General features: G+C 36.7%; 12 protein-coding genes. 4 read left to right on the top strand and 8 right to left on the bottom strand.

The window, feature by feature from the left end:
- Window position 1 precedes the first annotated feature (1 nt).
- Genes AAOP42_RS06030 through mraZ form a run of 5 tightly spaced genes read right to left on the bottom strand, consistent with a single transcriptional unit; the run spans window position 2 to window position 5,290 of the window.
- Window positions 2–1,468, bottom strand: a complete 1,467-nt coding sequence (locus tag AAOP42_RS06030) for a UDP-N-acetylmuramoyl-L-alanyl-D-glutamate--2,6-diaminopimelate ligase (RefSeq protein ID WP_349527569.1) — start codon at window positions 1,466–1,468, stop codon at window positions 2–4.
- A 2-nt stretch (window positions 1,469–1,470) separates the two neighbouring features.
- Entirely contained in the window at window positions 1,471–3,573 is a 2,103-nt protein-coding gene (locus tag AAOP42_RS06025) for a PASTA domain-containing penicillin-binding protein (protein WP_349527568.1), read from the bottom strand.
- A complete protein-coding gene (locus tag AAOP42_RS06020) occupies window positions 3,563–3,940 on the bottom strand; it encodes an FtsL-like putative cell division protein (RefSeq protein WP_349527567.1) in 378 nt (125 codons plus the stop codon). Before AAOP42_RS06020 ends, AAOP42_RS06025 begins: the two co-directional genes overlap by 11 nt.
- A gap of 4 nt (window positions 3,941–3,944) precedes the next feature.
- Window positions 3,945–4,847 carry a 16S rRNA (cytosine(1402)-N(4))-methyltransferase RsmH gene (rsmH, locus tag AAOP42_RS06015; RefSeq protein ID WP_349527566.1) on the bottom strand — a complete coding sequence of 301 codons (903 nt, stop codon included), beginning with the start codon at window positions 4,845–4,847 and terminating at the stop codon, window positions 3,945–3,947.
- Window positions 4,847–5,290, bottom strand: coding sequence for a division/cell wall cluster transcriptional repressor MraZ (gene mraZ, locus AAOP42_RS06010; protein WP_349527565.1), 444 nt, complete (start codon window positions 5,288–5,290; stop codon window positions 4,847–4,849). The genes rsmH and mraZ overlap by 1 nt, the downstream gene beginning before the upstream one ends.
- A gap of 527 nt (window positions 5,291–5,817) precedes the next feature.
- Here mraZ and AAOP42_RS06005 point away from each other — a divergent pair.
- The 4 genes from AAOP42_RS06005 to AAOP42_RS05990 all read left to right on the top strand — a co-directional run bounded on the left by AAOP42_RS06005 (window position 5,818) and on the right by AAOP42_RS05990 (window position 12,153).
- The gene (locus tag AAOP42_RS06005) at window positions 5,818–6,651 is read left to right on the top strand and encodes an ATP-binding protein (RefSeq protein WP_349527564.1); all 834 of its coding nucleotides are present in this window, start codon (window positions 5,818–5,820) and stop codon (window positions 6,649–6,651) included.
- A 29-nt stretch (window positions 6,652–6,680) separates the two neighbouring features.
- On the top strand, window positions 6,681–7,739 hold the full coding sequence (locus AAOP42_RS06000; RefSeq protein ID WP_349527563.1) for a hypothetical protein: 1,059 nt from the start codon (window positions 6,681–6,683) through the stop codon (window positions 7,737–7,739).
- Between the two features lie 5 nt (window positions 7,740–7,744).
- Window positions 7,745–8,788, top strand: coding sequence for a DNA cytosine methyltransferase (locus tag AAOP42_RS05995; protein ID WP_349527562.1), 1,044 nt, complete (start codon window positions 7,745–7,747; stop codon window positions 8,786–8,788).
- A 527-nt stretch (window positions 8,789–9,315) separates the two neighbouring features.
- On the top strand, window positions 9,316–12,153 hold the full coding sequence (locus tag AAOP42_RS05990; protein ID WP_349527561.1) for a hybrid sensor histidine kinase/response regulator transcription factor: 2,838 nt from the start codon (window positions 9,316–9,318) through the stop codon (window positions 12,151–12,153).
- Window positions 12,154–12,310: 157 nt separating this feature from the next.
- Here the strand turns inward: AAOP42_RS05990 and AAOP42_RS05985 are convergent, their stop codons facing one another.
- The 3 genes from AAOP42_RS05985 to AAOP42_RS05975 form a co-directional block, all read right to left on the bottom strand.
- On the bottom strand, window positions 12,311–12,955 hold the full coding sequence (locus AAOP42_RS05985; RefSeq protein WP_349527560.1) for a carbonic anhydrase family protein: 645 nt from the start codon (window positions 12,953–12,955) through the stop codon (window positions 12,311–12,313).
- A gap of 298 nt (window positions 12,956–13,253) precedes the next feature.
- Window positions 13,254–13,907 carry a hypothetical protein gene (locus AAOP42_RS05980; RefSeq protein ID WP_349527559.1) on the bottom strand — a complete coding sequence of 218 codons (654 nt, stop codon included), beginning with the start codon at window positions 13,905–13,907 and terminating at the stop codon, window positions 13,254–13,256.
- 154 nt (window positions 13,908–14,061) lie between these two features.
- Complete coding sequence (locus tag AAOP42_RS05975; RefSeq protein ID WP_349527558.1) at window positions 14,062–15,219, bottom strand: TlpA family protein disulfide reductase; 1,158 nt, start codon at window positions 15,217–15,219, stop codon at window positions 14,062–14,064.
- Window positions 15,220–15,272 lie beyond the last annotated feature (53 nt).

Here is a 15,272-nt window from a genome sequence, read left to right as displayed (position 1 = left end):
CTTAACTTTTAAACAATTCCAACATTTCCTTCAGCACTTCTCTATCATCAAAGTGGTGTTTTACTCCTTTTATTTCCTGATAGTCTTCATGTCCTTTTCCAGCTACCAGAATAATGTCATTTTGCTGAGCCAGTGCGCAAGCCGTTTTTATTGCTTCCCTTCTATCGTTGATTACCAATGTCTTTTTTGCATAGGCTTTACTCACCCCAGCCTCTATGTCTTTAATAATTTCATCCGGATCTTCATTTCTGGGGTTGTCATTGGTGAAAATCACTTTGTCACTCCACTTTACAGCGATTGACCCCATTATCGGCCTCTTTTCTTTGTCTCGATTGCCACCACAGCCTACTACCGTTATCAATTTCTCATTTCGGGTCCTGAAAGAGCTGATGGTTTGTAATACATTATCCAAGGCATCCGGAGTATGCGCATAATCAACTATGGCGATCACACCGCTCCCAACACTTACTCGTTCAAATCGACCAGGTGCTGTATTAGCTGCTGAAAGTGTGGTAAGCAAATCATCTTTTTCTTCGTCCAATAGCACACCTGCAGCATAGGTAGCAAGAATATTGTATGCATTAAATTTCCCAATCAACTTGAACCAGGCATCTCTTTCATCTATTTCCAGTTCCAAACCTTCCAATGAATTGGTGATCATTCTAGCCTTAAAGTCTGACAGGAATTTCAAACCATAGGTGAATTTGTGGGCTTTAGTGTTTTGCAACATTACCTGCCCTCGTTTGTCATCAAGATTGACCAATGCAAAAGCGGAAGGCGGCAGATTGTCGAACAATTTCTTTTTTGCAGCTATATAATTGTCAAAAGTCACATGATAATCAAGGTGATCGTGTGTAATGTTTGTAAATATTGCTCCTGCAAAATGTATCCCTGCCACCCTGTTTTGGTCAATGGCATGTGAACTCACTTCCATAAAAGCATGCGTACAGCCGTCTTTCACCATCTTACTCAACAATTCATTCAAACTGATGGCATCAGGTGTGGTATGACTGGCAGGAATTACTTTTTCATTTATATAATTATTGACCGTAGATAGAAGCCCGGTATTGTACCCTAAATTTCTAAACAAATTGAAAAGTAATGTGGCTGTTGTAGTTTTTCCATTGGTACCAGTTACAGCTACCAATTTTAGTTTTTTTGATGGATTGTCATAGAAATTTGATGCCACTATCCCCAGTGTCCTGCTGCTATCAGAAGCTTCTACATACGTAGTATCAGGCCTGAACTTTTTAGGGAGTTTCTCACAAACTATAGCTGTAGCACCATTGTCCAGTGCTTTGTCAATGTAATCATGACCATTGACCTGAGTACCAGCAACTGCCACGAATAAGCTGCCAGGCTTTGACTCACGAGAATCAAAGCTGACAGAGCTTATAACGCTATTCATATCACCTGATACGGTCTTTAAATTCACATTGTACAATATGTCTTTCAGCAGTTTGCTCAACTTTACCCTAGTTTAATTTCTATGATGTTCACTGTTTTTACAGAAGATCCCGGAGTAAGTGATTGCTCGGTCACTCTTCCTGTCCCTTCATATTTCACTTTCAATGATTTATTTTCCAGAATATAAATAGCATCTCTCAATGTCATTCCTCTCACGTCCGGAACCTGATCTTTACCTGCATCAACATTCTTCCAGGATATCCCGTTGTTTACAATTCTTGCTTTTACCCACTTGGAATCCTCTTTTCCATGATTAGAAATACCAATCTCGTTGCATATCAATTTTAAATCATCCGCCTCTCCTGATTGTATTACCGGAAAAACACCAGCTATGGCTTCACCCGGCTCATACGCTTTGTGCATTTTCAAGTCCAAGGCGTAGATTTTATCAGCCACTTCCTTAAATACAGGTGCTGCCACATCACTTCCGTAAATTCTGAAACTCTTTGGGTTATCAATGACCACAATACAACTGTATCTGGGATTTTTAGCTGGAAAATACCCAGCGAACGAAGTGTAATACTTGTTGGTATATCTTCCGTTTTCAACGTTTTTGGCCGTTCCTGTTTTGCCTGCTATTTTGTAAAAGCTATCGCTGATATTTTTGGCCGTTCCTCTTTCCACAACCCCCTCCAGCATGTCTCTTACTTTAACTAAAGTAGTGGTCGAACATATTTTTTTATTAATAATGTTTGATTGGAAGTTTTCAACAGTCCGGTTCGCTTCTTTAATTTGTTTTACAATGATCGGTTGGATCATTTTGCCATCATTGGCCACTGCGTTAAACAGCGTAAGCGTTTGAAGGGGAGTCATCCTCAACTCATATCCATGAGACATCCACGGCAAAGTAGTTCCACTCCAGGTAGAGTCCTTCTTTGGATGTTTGATATAGGGTTTACCCTCACCAATCATCTGAAAGCCAAGTGGATTGGTCAATCCCATGTCTTCCAGAGCCGTGTAAAATTTTTCAGGATTAGAGCCAAAATGTTCGGTGATAAGCTTCGCCGTTCCTATATTAGATGATTTCTCAAAAACCTCTTTGACCGTTAATGTACCATATCCCCCGGGCTTGTGGTCTTCCATAGTCTGGTCGTAAAAATCAAATTTTCCATTTCCGGTTTTCACAGAATCATTCAACCCAACATTAGAATTTTCGAACAAAGCAATCATGCTTGCAAGCTTAAAAGTAGAACCCGGTTCGCGTGAGCCCTGACTACCTACTGCATAATTGTAAAGCTCCCAGTATTCTCCTTTCCTATTTTTACTTAAGTTTGAAATGGCTTTGATCTCTCCTGTTTTCACTTCCATCACTACCACACAACCATAGTCTGCATCATTTTCTACCAAAGCACCAAGCAATGCAGATTCTGCAACATCCTGCAAATCAACGTTGATGGTAGTGACTACATCAAATCCGTTTTTAGGTTTTACTTCTGAACCATCATATACTGGTTTCCAGCTTCCTCCTGAGAATTTTTGAAATAAGGCTTCACCATTTTTACCGGAGAGTTGTCTGTTGAAGCTATATTCCAGCCCAACAGTGCCCCTGCTTTTGTCTTCATTCAAGGAGCCAATTGTACGATCCCCTAAATGCGAAAAAGGTTTGTACCGCTGGTCAACCTTTTCAAATATTACCCCGCCTTTTATCCTTCCTTTTCTGAAAATAGGCCAGGAAGACATCATTTTTTTGGTTTGATAATTAATATCCTGATGATTAATTACCAGATACCTCCTTCCTGACACCCGTGCGTCATTTATTTTTCTTTTGTAATGCTTGGCAGAATGATCATTGTAATAACCTGATAGCAGTAAAGACAAAGAGTCTATTCCTGATTTATAGTCTTCATCACTAATCAGAGAAGGGTCAAATGCCACCTTATAAAATGGCAATGACGTGGCAAGAAGGCTTCCATTATCAGAAAATATATTCCCTCGTGTGGCCTTTACCTGCAAGTACTTTAAGCTGTTGTTTTCTGCTTTTGCTTTCCACTTCCCACCGTCAACGGTCTGTATTTTCACCATTTTATATACCACAGCAAATGAAAAAAGCAATACCGCCAGGTATGCTATTCTTACTCTTAACAATATGGAGGTTTTAATATTCATCCTTAGTAATAATAATTTTTGATGGAGGAATATTACTTTCAACCAGTCCAAGTTTAGCAGCTTTTAGTGCTACTTCAGATTGCTTGCTGGTGTACATATAGTCTGCTTTGAGGGTAGTATAGTCAGCTCTAAGGTCTTCCACCTCTACTTGCAGCTTGCTTATTTTTCTAATGTTTTTTTCAGCCGAATGCAGGTTCCCAATATACAGGATACACAAAAATGTGATGAATAATATTGGAGGAAGAAATTTTACAGGAAGGCCGTCTTCAAAAAATCGTTCTACATTCAAGTAGTTTTCAAGCAATGCAAAAAAGCTATTCCTCCCAGAATTTCCCGAAGCGTTATTTTTGTAGGTGTTGGTGGACATAACGTTATAATTTTTCTGCTACTCTAAGTTTGGCACTTCGTGCCCTGTTATTTAATTTCAGTTCTTCTTCCTTAGCTGTTATCGGTTTTTTATTTACTGGTTGAAAAGGTCTAAGCAGGTTTCCAAAAATATCTTTTTCAACATCGCCATGAACTTTACCTTTGTTTACATAATTTTTCACTATTCTGTCTTCAAGAGAATGAAATGACATTACTGCCAGTCTTCCTCCCTCTTTCAACACTTCTTCAGACTGTCCCAACATCTCCTCCAATACTTTCAATTCTTCATTTACTTCTATCCTCACTGCCTGAAATACCTGAGCGAAATATTTATTTTCTCTTCCTCTGGAAGCATACCTGCTCAATATATTTTTAAAGTCACCTATAGTTCTCAAAGGACTATTAACTCTTTGCCTCACTATTTCAGCAGCCAAAGTTTTCGCATTCTTAACTTCACCATACATACCCAGAATTTTGTGCAGTTCCTGCTCAGAGTATTCATTCAACACCTGTTCCGCAGTTTTATCAGTACTCTGCCCCATTCGCATGTCAAGTGGCCCTTCAAATCTGGTAGAAAATCCACGGGTTGCCTCATTGATCTGATGAGATGAAACACCCAAATCAGCCAATATTCCATCAACCTTGTTTACTCCATAAAACTTCAGGTACTTCTTCAAATACCTGAAATTTGATTGTATAAATGTGAAAGAACTACTATCTATATCCTGTGCATTTTTTCCGGCATCTTCATCCTGATCAAATGCATAAAGGTGTCCCCCTTTTAATTTTTCAAGAATTGCTTTTGAATGCCCGCCACCACCAAAAGTGAGGTCAACATAAATCCCGTTTTCCTTAATATTTAATCCCTCGATGCACTCATCAAGCATTATTGATGTATGATAGCTCATTATTCATCAAGGAATTTCTTGGCCATATCAGAATACTCTTCACTATCTTCTATGAGGTATTCTTTATACAAGTCAGGATTCCAAATTTCAACTGTATTGCCAGCACCTATCACTATCACTTCCTTCTCGAGCTTTGCATGCTCGATCCATCCTTTCGGAATCAAAAAGCGGCCAGCTCCGTCCAGTTCTACTTCAGAAACATTCTTAAAAAACTGTCTTTTCAATTTTCTTTGAGCGGCATCAAAATCACTGAGAGCAGCGAATTTGCTATGTATTTTCTTATACTCCTGCATGGTATAGACCACAAGGCTGGGATCAAATCCCTTCATAATAACGAGTTGATTGCCAGATACTTCAGGTAGGTTACCCTTAATTTTTGAAGGTAAGACCAACCTACCCTTAGCATCCAACTTACACTCATATTCGCTTGTAAAAAAAGCCATAGAGTTTTAGAAAAATATAAACCACCACTACAAACTTAAGAAAGTTTTGGAATTATCTCCCACTTTATGACATTTTTTACCACAAAATTCTATTTTTCAACATTTTCATACAAAAATGGCCTGAAAAAGAGCATAATTGATACAATCAAGCCATAGCTGAACTGGAAAAAATGATGAAAAACATATAAATACCTATATGACCAGAATTGGAGAATGAAAAGTAACATTAAAGCTATGATGGCTTTTAAAAGAGCTTAATGTCATTTACTGATCACAATGGTGAATACTACAAACCCTGTTGATTATCCAAATAATGTGGATAGATTTGTACTGTATGGGGATTGCCACAAGCAATATGATTCAAGATTTAAAAGTAATGAAACAATTGGCTTCTAATGAACTAGAAATAAACCGAGCAACCGTTTGAAATGAAATGCAGCCTAGAGTTGAAACCTTATTTCAAATTGCCGGAGTGTTGAATATAGATGTAAGGGAGTTATTAGTAAGCACAAAGAATAATTAATTGAATGTCAGAAGATAGATTATTACAAATACGTTTTGCAGGAAGATTAATTGATTTGCTTGGACAGCAAATGTATGGGGGTGCTGTTCCTTCTGTTGCAGAATTAGTCGCAAACGCATGGGATGCGGATGCGGACAAAGTAGAAATATTAATTCCAGATGATGTCAAAGCTCCTAATGCAGAAATCATTGTTCGTGATTACGGTTCTGGGATGTCTTTTGAAGAATTGAATGAATTCTACTTGCATATAGGATATGAAAGGAGAGCCCGTGGAGAAAGAACTACAGGAGGAAGGTTAGTCATGGGTAGAAAAGGCATAGGAAAACTAGCTGGTTTTGGAATTGCAGAAGATATCATAGTTACTTCCATTAAGGATGGACACTTAGTAGAACTTGGACTCAATTATACCGAACTACGAAGTTTAGAAACTACTACGGATTTTAAATTTAACCCATTGAGAGATGAAGCAACAACTGAACCTGATGGTGTTCAAGTTACTTTTAAAACTTTGAAGCTTTCAAGATCCATTAATCCGAATAGCTTTAGAACAAGTATGGCTAGAAGGTTTGCTTTAGGTTCCGAAGATATGGAAATAGTAGTCAATAATACTCCAATTTCTAAAGAAGATTTAACTTTAGAGTACAGATATCCTGAAAATGGCTGGACAAAAGAAACAATAGATGGATTTGGAGAAATAGAATATTGGTTTGGGTTTTTAAACAGTACAATAAAAGACACTGAGCTTAGAGGAGTTTCAATATTTGCGAGAGAAAGGGTCGCTCAGTTTACACCATTTTTCTTTAACCTTCTGGTGGCATTAATGGTCAAGTCGCCCTAGAGTATTTGACAGGACAGATTAAGGCCGATTTGTTAGATGATGATGTTGACTATATTGCCACTGACCGTCAAACAGTAAATTGGCAATTTGATAAAGCTCCGATATTAGAAGAATGGGGCAAAAGAAAAATAAAGGAACTTTGTGCCGATTGGAAAAGAAGACATGATCAACAAAATATTGATCGGTTTTCTCACAATTTAGGTGAATTCTTCTCAAGAATTCAAAACCTCTCTTCGACACAGGAAAAAAAAGACCTAACAACAGCACTTACTAAAATTGCTACTATTGAGCGAATTAATGAAAGTGATTTTAGAGCTATTGCCAGCTCAATGGTTTCTGGATTTGAGCGCGAAAGTGTAAAAAAAATTATCCAACGAATCAATACTGCTAGTGAAAATGCACTTCCTGAACTTTTTGAAGTTATAAAAGAATGGGATATTATTAGTTCTGTATCTACCGCAGAAATTGTCTTTGGAAAAATTCAAATAATAGATCAGTTTAAGAAGCACATTGATAATCGCCTTGCAGAAAAAGCCCCTAAAGGAGAAATGGACATGCAGTCTTTCATCAAAGACTATCCATGGCTTCTTGGTCATGAATATGAGCAATTAGAACCAGCCGATTTTTCACATGAAAAAGGGGTTGACAAATGGATAGAAGAAGTTTTAATCGAGACTAATAAAGAATATTCATCTGCCGACAAAAAGGACGGTAGGCGTTTTGACTTATTATGTATTAAAAACGAGTGGTTAATAGTAGTGCTAGAATTAATGAAGCCGAGTAAACCAGAAGACTATGACCATGTCATGCGGTTAAACAGATATGTAACTCGAATTCAAGCTCATTTAAATGATAATAGTTCTAATGAAACATTTAAAAGAAAATCTGTTTTTGGATTGTTAATAGCTGACCATCCATCAAAAGATCCTTCACTAGGATCGACAAAAATTGATCTGAAAAGAAATCTAGAATCTATTACTTGGAATGGCCTTTTTGAGATAGTAAAAGCAAATTATAGAGAGTACTATGATTTACTAAAAAATAAAGCTCCAGAAGATCCAAGATTACAAGGATTAGTAAATTTATAAGCTACATGGAATTGTATTCAATAGACATATTCAGTGGTGTTGGTGGCCTCACAGAAGGCATGCACCAAGCCGACTTCAAAACAGAACTCGCTTTTGAAATTGACGAATTGGCGTCCAACGCTTACCAGTTAAATCATACCGATACTACTGTAATTACAAAAGATATTCGTAAAGTGTCTATTACAGAGATCAAAAGAAAGATGAATGGAAAAACCATCCACCTTTTAGCTGGTTGTCCACCATGTCAAGGATTTTCTTCTATCCGAAGACTTAACAGAGTTACGCCAGTTGATGATGATCGAAATAACTTGATAATGGAGTATGTGAGACTCGTAAGGGCTTTAAAACCATATACCATCATGATGGAGAATGTTCCCGGACTCGTAGAATATGATTTGTTCAAAAAAGCGATTAAAATTCTCACAGAAGAACTGAATTACAAAATTGATTTCAAAGTTGTGAATGTGAAAGATTATGGTGTTCCTCAAAGCCGAAGACGACTGGTCTTAGTTGGTTCTCGACTTGGAGAATTAAAGGTTGCGGAACCATCAAATGAAAAGAGATCGGTGAGGGATGTAATAGGCAAATTACCAAAACCAGAAAATTCGAATGACCCATTACATAAAATATTTCCAAAGCATACGGATAAAGTTAAGCAACGCATTAGTTTGACTCCTAAAGATGGTGGAAGCTGGAAAGATTTACCAAAAGAATTTATTTTGGAGTGTCATAAAGGCAAAAACATTGGCTTCAATGATGTATATGGCCGATTACGCTGGAATAGCCACTCTACCACTATAACTGGTGGTTGTTTAAACCCGTCTAAGGGTCGCTTTCTTCATCCCGAAGAAGATAGAAATATTTCAGCTAGAGAAGCAGCATTACTGCAATCTTTTCCTCCCAATTATAAATTCCCAGTGGATGCTCCAGTTTCTAAAATTGCCCTAATGATAGGAAACGCACTTCCTCCAAAATTTAGTTACTATCAGTCAATAAATATTAAAGAACACCTCAAAAAACAACTCGGTAATAATAACCTGACAGATTAGGATTTAAAACAAAGTTAAATACTTAAATTTCAATAATTTCAACGTAAGTACTCCGTGAAATGGTTTTAGAAATTAACCGATCACTATCAAAATAGAGTTTATGCGTCAAGTGCAATTAACACCTTAATTAACCAAAACTCTACTTAGTTGCTACGAGCAATAGGCCGAAAGAAATAATAAGAAGCCAGAATTTATATGGTATTAGAAACGGGATTATGATCCACCCAAGCTCCGTGGTTACCATCAGGAGAACTATTAAAATTGCGACAAGTTTTAAGGTTGATCTGGTTTTGTTATCCATGGCTGTTCTGAAAAAAGTTTCCGTAAATATATAATTTCAATCTTACTTTACAATAGTCATCCTGATTATTCAAAAAATGAAATACTAACTTATCCGGATTGACATACAAGTTTCGAACACACATCGGCGTAAAATTATTCCTAACTAAAATATGGCACAAGATATGTAGTTCAGGAACTTGTTTATGAACCCATAAGGCTATAATTTTCAATATTATTTGAGAAAAATGATTCGGATTTTAGTTCTATTTTTAGTTGTCGTATGTTTTCTTCCTGTACCTGACCTGTGCGGAAATGAATCTTCACGAACCAAAACGGATAGCCTTAAACAACTGATAAATTCATCTAAAAATCGTGAATTAGCCGATTTGTATAATCAAATCTCCTGGGAATATCGCAATGCAAATAGTGATTCAACTATTCACTATGCCAGTCTTGCCAATAAACTTTCCACCTCACTAGGCTATGAAGATGGTAAAATACAAAGTCTAAACTACCTCGGAATAGGATATCGTAATCAAAGTAACTACTCCAAAGCCTTTGAATATTTTGTGGAAGCTTTAAAAGCTTCAGAAGAAGCTGAAAACCTCGAACAAGAAGGTTACTCTCTCATCAATATTGGAAATATTTACATCTATCAGACCAACTATGTAGGCGCAATAGAATATTTTGAAAATGCGATTAAACCTGCTTCGAAGCTTAACAACAATGGAATGTTGGCCTATTGTTACCTAAACTTAGGCAGGACTTATAGCCGGATAGAACAATACGATAAAGCGGAAGATTATTTCCTTAAAACCAGAAAAATCAGAGAGGACTTAAACGACACCAACGGCATTATAACGTCCAACGCTGATATAGCAGAACTCCACAGACTCAAGGGAGATTTGGACAAAGCCCTTGAGTATTTCTTTTTGTCATACAAAGACACCAAAAAGATAAATAACTATGGAGCCATGACTTTTAGCCTCAATAATATCGCTAAAATATACAGGCAAAAAAATGACCTTGACAATGCGGAAAAATATGCACTTGAAGCACTTGAAGCTTCCAGAAAATACGAACTGAAAAATGATGAACGTAAGATCCTGGAAAACCTATCCCTCATTTATCAACAAAAGGGACAACACGAAAAGGCCTTGATTCTGTACATGGATCATATTCACAAACGAGATTCTATTTTCAATGAAGAATCCACGCGGAAAATAGAGGAAATGAGGGCTCAATATAAAGCAGAAAAGCAAGAGGTGGAAACACAGCTTTTGAAACAGCAAGCCGAATTGGATAAATTGATTATTGAAAGACAAAAAACCATAATAATAGTATCAGCAATCGGAATCTTATTATTTCTGATTATAGCGGTGGCGGCATACCGCTCCGCATCTGTAAGAAAAAAACTCAACATTCTCATCAGTAGTCAGAGAGATCAGGCTCTGAAAGATAAAAAAGTGATCGAAGAGCAATCCAAAAAACTGGAAGCACTTGATATGGCCAAATCCCGGTTTTTCTCCAATATATCGCACGACTTAAGAAGTCCTTTGAGTATCATCATTGGCAATCAGGAAGAAGTAATCAACCATGAAGAAAATTTCCTGACTATGAAGTCCAAAGAGTATCTGGATGTAGCCCATAAAAATGCACAAAGGCTCTTATATCTAACCGATGAAATCAATGAATTGACAAAGCTGGAAGAAGGTAAAATACAGATAAAACCCGTAGTGGTAAAAATCAAACCTTATCTGAACATGTTGGTAAGCATGTTCAGATCAACGGCAGAATTTAAAAAAATAAATATAGAGTTTAAATCAGGAATTGATGAAAATACCAATCTGGCGATAGATCCTTATCAGTTTGAAAAGATAATTTACAATTTGGTATCAAATGCTCTAAAACATTCAAAACAAAATGATACGGTAACTGTGTCTTTGGAAATAGTTAAAGAGAATATATGTATCAACATAGTAGATACCGGAGAAGGCATACCAGAGTCTAGCCTGCCATATATTTTTGATCGCTACTACCAGTCTCCTGAAAACAAGTACCATGTGTATGAAGGGTTAGGAGTAGGCCTGGCTCTTGTAAAAGAATTGGTAAAACTACACGACGGTAGCATTGAGGTAAAAAGTAAATCCGGAATTGGAACTACTTTTTCAGTATTGCTGAACTATACCAATATTGAAGGGGAAGGGATAGTTCCTGAGCAATCAGATTATATTACTCAGAAAAATTCACTGTGGGCCGAGCTTTGGGAAAAGACTTACCAAAAAGACAACCCTATAGAAATCAGCCTCCTGAACTCCAAAAATGGGGATTACAAAAAAATACTGATCGTAGAAGATCATCCGGAAGTAAGGGAATATATCAAAGGATTGATTGATGATAAATACAATGTAATTGAAGCCGAAAACGGACTGAAAGCACTCGGAATATTGGCTAAAGAACCTATTGACCTTGTAATAACCGACCTGATGATGCCTTGGATGGATGGATTTGAGCTTTTGAAAAAAATGCAGGAGAATGAAGCCTACAGAAAAATTCCCGTACTGGTAGTATCAGCCAGAAATACAGATGACGATCGCTTCAAAGTTCTTTCTTCAGGAGTAAATGATATCCTTCACAAACCGTTTAATCGTGTCGAACTTTTTCTGAGAATAAACAATTTACTAAACAATAATCGGAATAACGGAAACCAGATTTCACCACTTATTTTCAACGACACCAATCTGATTGGAGACCTGGAAAAAGAGTTGCTGGAAAAAATAGAAAAACTTGTTTTGAACAGGATTGATGATTCCAATCTATCAGTACTCCATTTGGCTGATGCAATGGCAGCCAGTGAAAGAAAGGTGTATAGAATGATCAAAAAACTAACCAGCCTTACCCCCTACGACTATATCAAAGAAGTACGTTGGCAATACCTTGAACACCTCGTAAAAAACAAACAAGTGAAAAATGCCTCTGAAGCAGCCAAAAGTATTGGTATGAAAAACGTAACCAATTTCAAAAAACAGTACAAAAAGAGGTTTAACCGGGAAGTGGAAGAATCTTTGGTGAAAACAATCTAAGTTTATCCAATTCACAATCATTTTAAAGCCATATTTACTCTCAAAAGTGGCTTCACGTACTAATAGTACCCTCTTTTTGTCTTTGGCACCTGATTGAGGAAGCAGGTGAATATACCCAGGTGGAAACCACCAGAGTATATCGGTTTCCTTACTTATATCAAACAGCAAGCGTAGTAGTATCAGGATAAAATGTTACATGACCAGTAGTAATATCATGCGTTGCTCCTACTATTCCAATCTGTCCACTTTCGATCATTTCTTTCAAGATAGGACTCCTCTCCATTATTGACTTAACAGTCCTTTTTACATTAATAGTCGAAACATTTTCAACAAATTCCGGGTTACCGGAATTACGATTTTCAGTGGTGATAGTCTCATCGTCAACGGCAGGTCTAAGTTTAGTTAACAAAGCCGTCAGGTTGCCCATTTCAACATGGTCGCAAGCACCTTTTACAGCTCCACATCTGGTATGCCCCAGTACAACGATGATCTTTGAGCCAGCCAATTTGCAACCAAATTCCATACTTCCCAAAATGTCTTCGTTGATGATGTTGCCAGCAACACGAACACTAAAAATATCGCCAAGACCCTGATCAAAAATCAACTCGGCTGACGTCCTGCTGTCAATACAGCTAAGAATAACAGCAAATGGATGCTGACCGTCTGATGTTTCATTTGCCTGCTGCAAAAGATTACGGTTAATTTTCAGGTTATTTACAAATCGCTTGTTGCCCTCTTTCAACAATTCTATCGCCTTAGCGGGAGTTATAGCAGATTGCATTTCTTTTGTTAATGTCTTCATTTTTTTAATTGTTAATCAAATAATTTATTTAGTTGTGTGGCACAGATATCTCCAACAAGAGAGAAAGCCGACAGAATCAAAAATAATAACCGTACCTCATAAAAACCAACAATACTTCTTAATGATATTGAAGCATAGCGATGATCCTAAATATACGTGAATTCTGATTTAAGAACCCCTTTGGCTGAAACATGGGCTAATACCAACAAAACAACTATTAGGTGGTATTTTTAGTTAATGATTAAGATCAGATAAGCTCAGAACTGGAACTGTATTAGTGTTGTAAAAAATACATTTACTAATATTTTTTTACCTTAGACGACTCAAAAGACAACTCACTTATTAATTGAAGGATTAGTGCCCAATTCGCAGCATCCAGTTTATTCTCTAAGTAAAACATCTTGCTTGTTATAAATGGAGTCACTTTGACTCCTGAAGTAGCTGAGGCACTGGTCTTATATGCCATTACATTTATACCTTCATATTTGACATACTCACTAACACTCACTTTTCCAATTCCAATTTCTGTTGAGATTTCAAAATCATATGGCTTTAGAAAATAACTGATATCTGAATCATATATAAGCTTAAATCCACCTGGCTTTGCAATCGTTTTTATATATCCCCGTACATTATTTGCATCCTTCAAATGGATTTCAAACCCCTGATTAGAAATCAAAGGAACCAGAACATAAATCAATTCATTGTCCAAATTGAATAGTTTGGCAGATTTAACAGCACAACTTTTGTTTTCAAACCGATCAAAATATGCAATGGCCTTGTTTTCAGAATCTAATATACTCATATAGGAATCTTCATCAAAAGCGACATTATCAAGTTTAATTTCTATCGGATCCGATATTGAGTTATTTGACTTTTTTTTGTCCTTCTGAGAATAAGAAATCTGTACGATTAATAATGCTAAGATGATCGTGAAAATTGATTTTTTCATAGTTCCTGTTTTATTTAATATACTGGTTCTATATTTTTTGTTTGTACAACGGCCAACTAAAATGAGTATGCGTCCCATTGGCTAAAAGCACCAAAGTTTCTGGTTTGCATTGTCCTTTCTAAAAGCTCAGTTCGCATATTCATTTTAGTGCCTGTTATATTCTTAATCTTTCCTCGATTAGTTTTTTAATTTTCTCAACCTGTCCAAAACCTGCATGAACTATTGTTCCTGTTTCGTCAACTAATATGAATGTAGGGCATCCCTTGACACCTAATTGATTGGCAAGTTCCTTGCCGTCATAAAGGATTGGTGTGCTTAAATGGAATCTTTCAGCAAATGACTGGACGCCTTTCTTTGAAAAACCCTGTGTTTCAATGTTCAAAACCTGAAGATCTTCTTGAAATTCCCTTTTTAGACTATCGATATAGGGCTTTGCTTTGACTGACCCAATACAACCAACAAAAAAGAACTCGTACAGCGTAAGTTTCTTCTCAAAGAAATGATTGGTCAATGTGTCTCCTTCAATTGATGGCAATCTCCAGTCAGTCATTTTTTGACCTACTTGGCTATCCAATGTTTTTTGCTGTCTTAAATTGTATTCTTTACCCGATAAAACAAGATATTGGCTTTGTTGATCCAATATTTCCCAGGTTGAATCAGAAACAGAGGTACTTAAATTTGCAAATGATGTCTTGATACTACCACCGTTTTCTAAGAAAACTTCCCATGCGATAGGCAGTAAATCTTTCTTTCTTACTGTGAGACTATACCTGTTTTTAGTACTCTTTGCTTCCATAAGTTGTCCAGCAACTATGGATTTCTCCAACTCAAATTTAACCTGAGTCGCTTCAATACCATATATAATCGTGTCCTTTGCCTGCACTATCTTGGCTGTCGAGTCATTTGCTATGCTTGGCAGTACTTCCCTAAGTTCAAAAGGCAAAAAATAAAGAGCCAAATTTCCGTAAAGCCAATTCCTATCGGTGCTAGCAGATTTGACTAAGGTTGATGTTTCTGATTTTATGTCGGTCAAAGTATCACTTACAAATAATCTTTTAAATCCATTTTCACCTTTTCTTTCAATGTAAATGTTTGAATGAAGTGCATTTTCCTGGGTAAAGTCAAATGCCACTTTTCCCTCTGCTTCCCAGTTTGCATCTGGCATGTCTGGAATTACTTGCTGAAAAGAATAAGAACATGCAAGTTGTTTTGTTTGAATTAAATTTTCTGCGATTCTTGAAAGAATGCTTTCCTCTTCAGATTGACACCCAATCATGAAAATAAGGAGCGAGTAAATGATAATTTTGTCCATAATAATGTCACTTATGGTAATACCAAATCTAATGAATTATTCATTGATTTCTT

Origin of the sequence: Reichenbachiella sp. MALMAid0571, assembly GCF_040151475.1 — a bacterium.
Classification (GTDB): domain Bacteria; phylum Bacteroidota; class Bacteroidia; order Cytophagales; family Cyclobacteriaceae; genus CAXBNB01.
The sequence above is the reverse complement of the archived record's forward strand: the minus strand, read 5'-3'. Positions and strand labels throughout refer to the sequence as shown.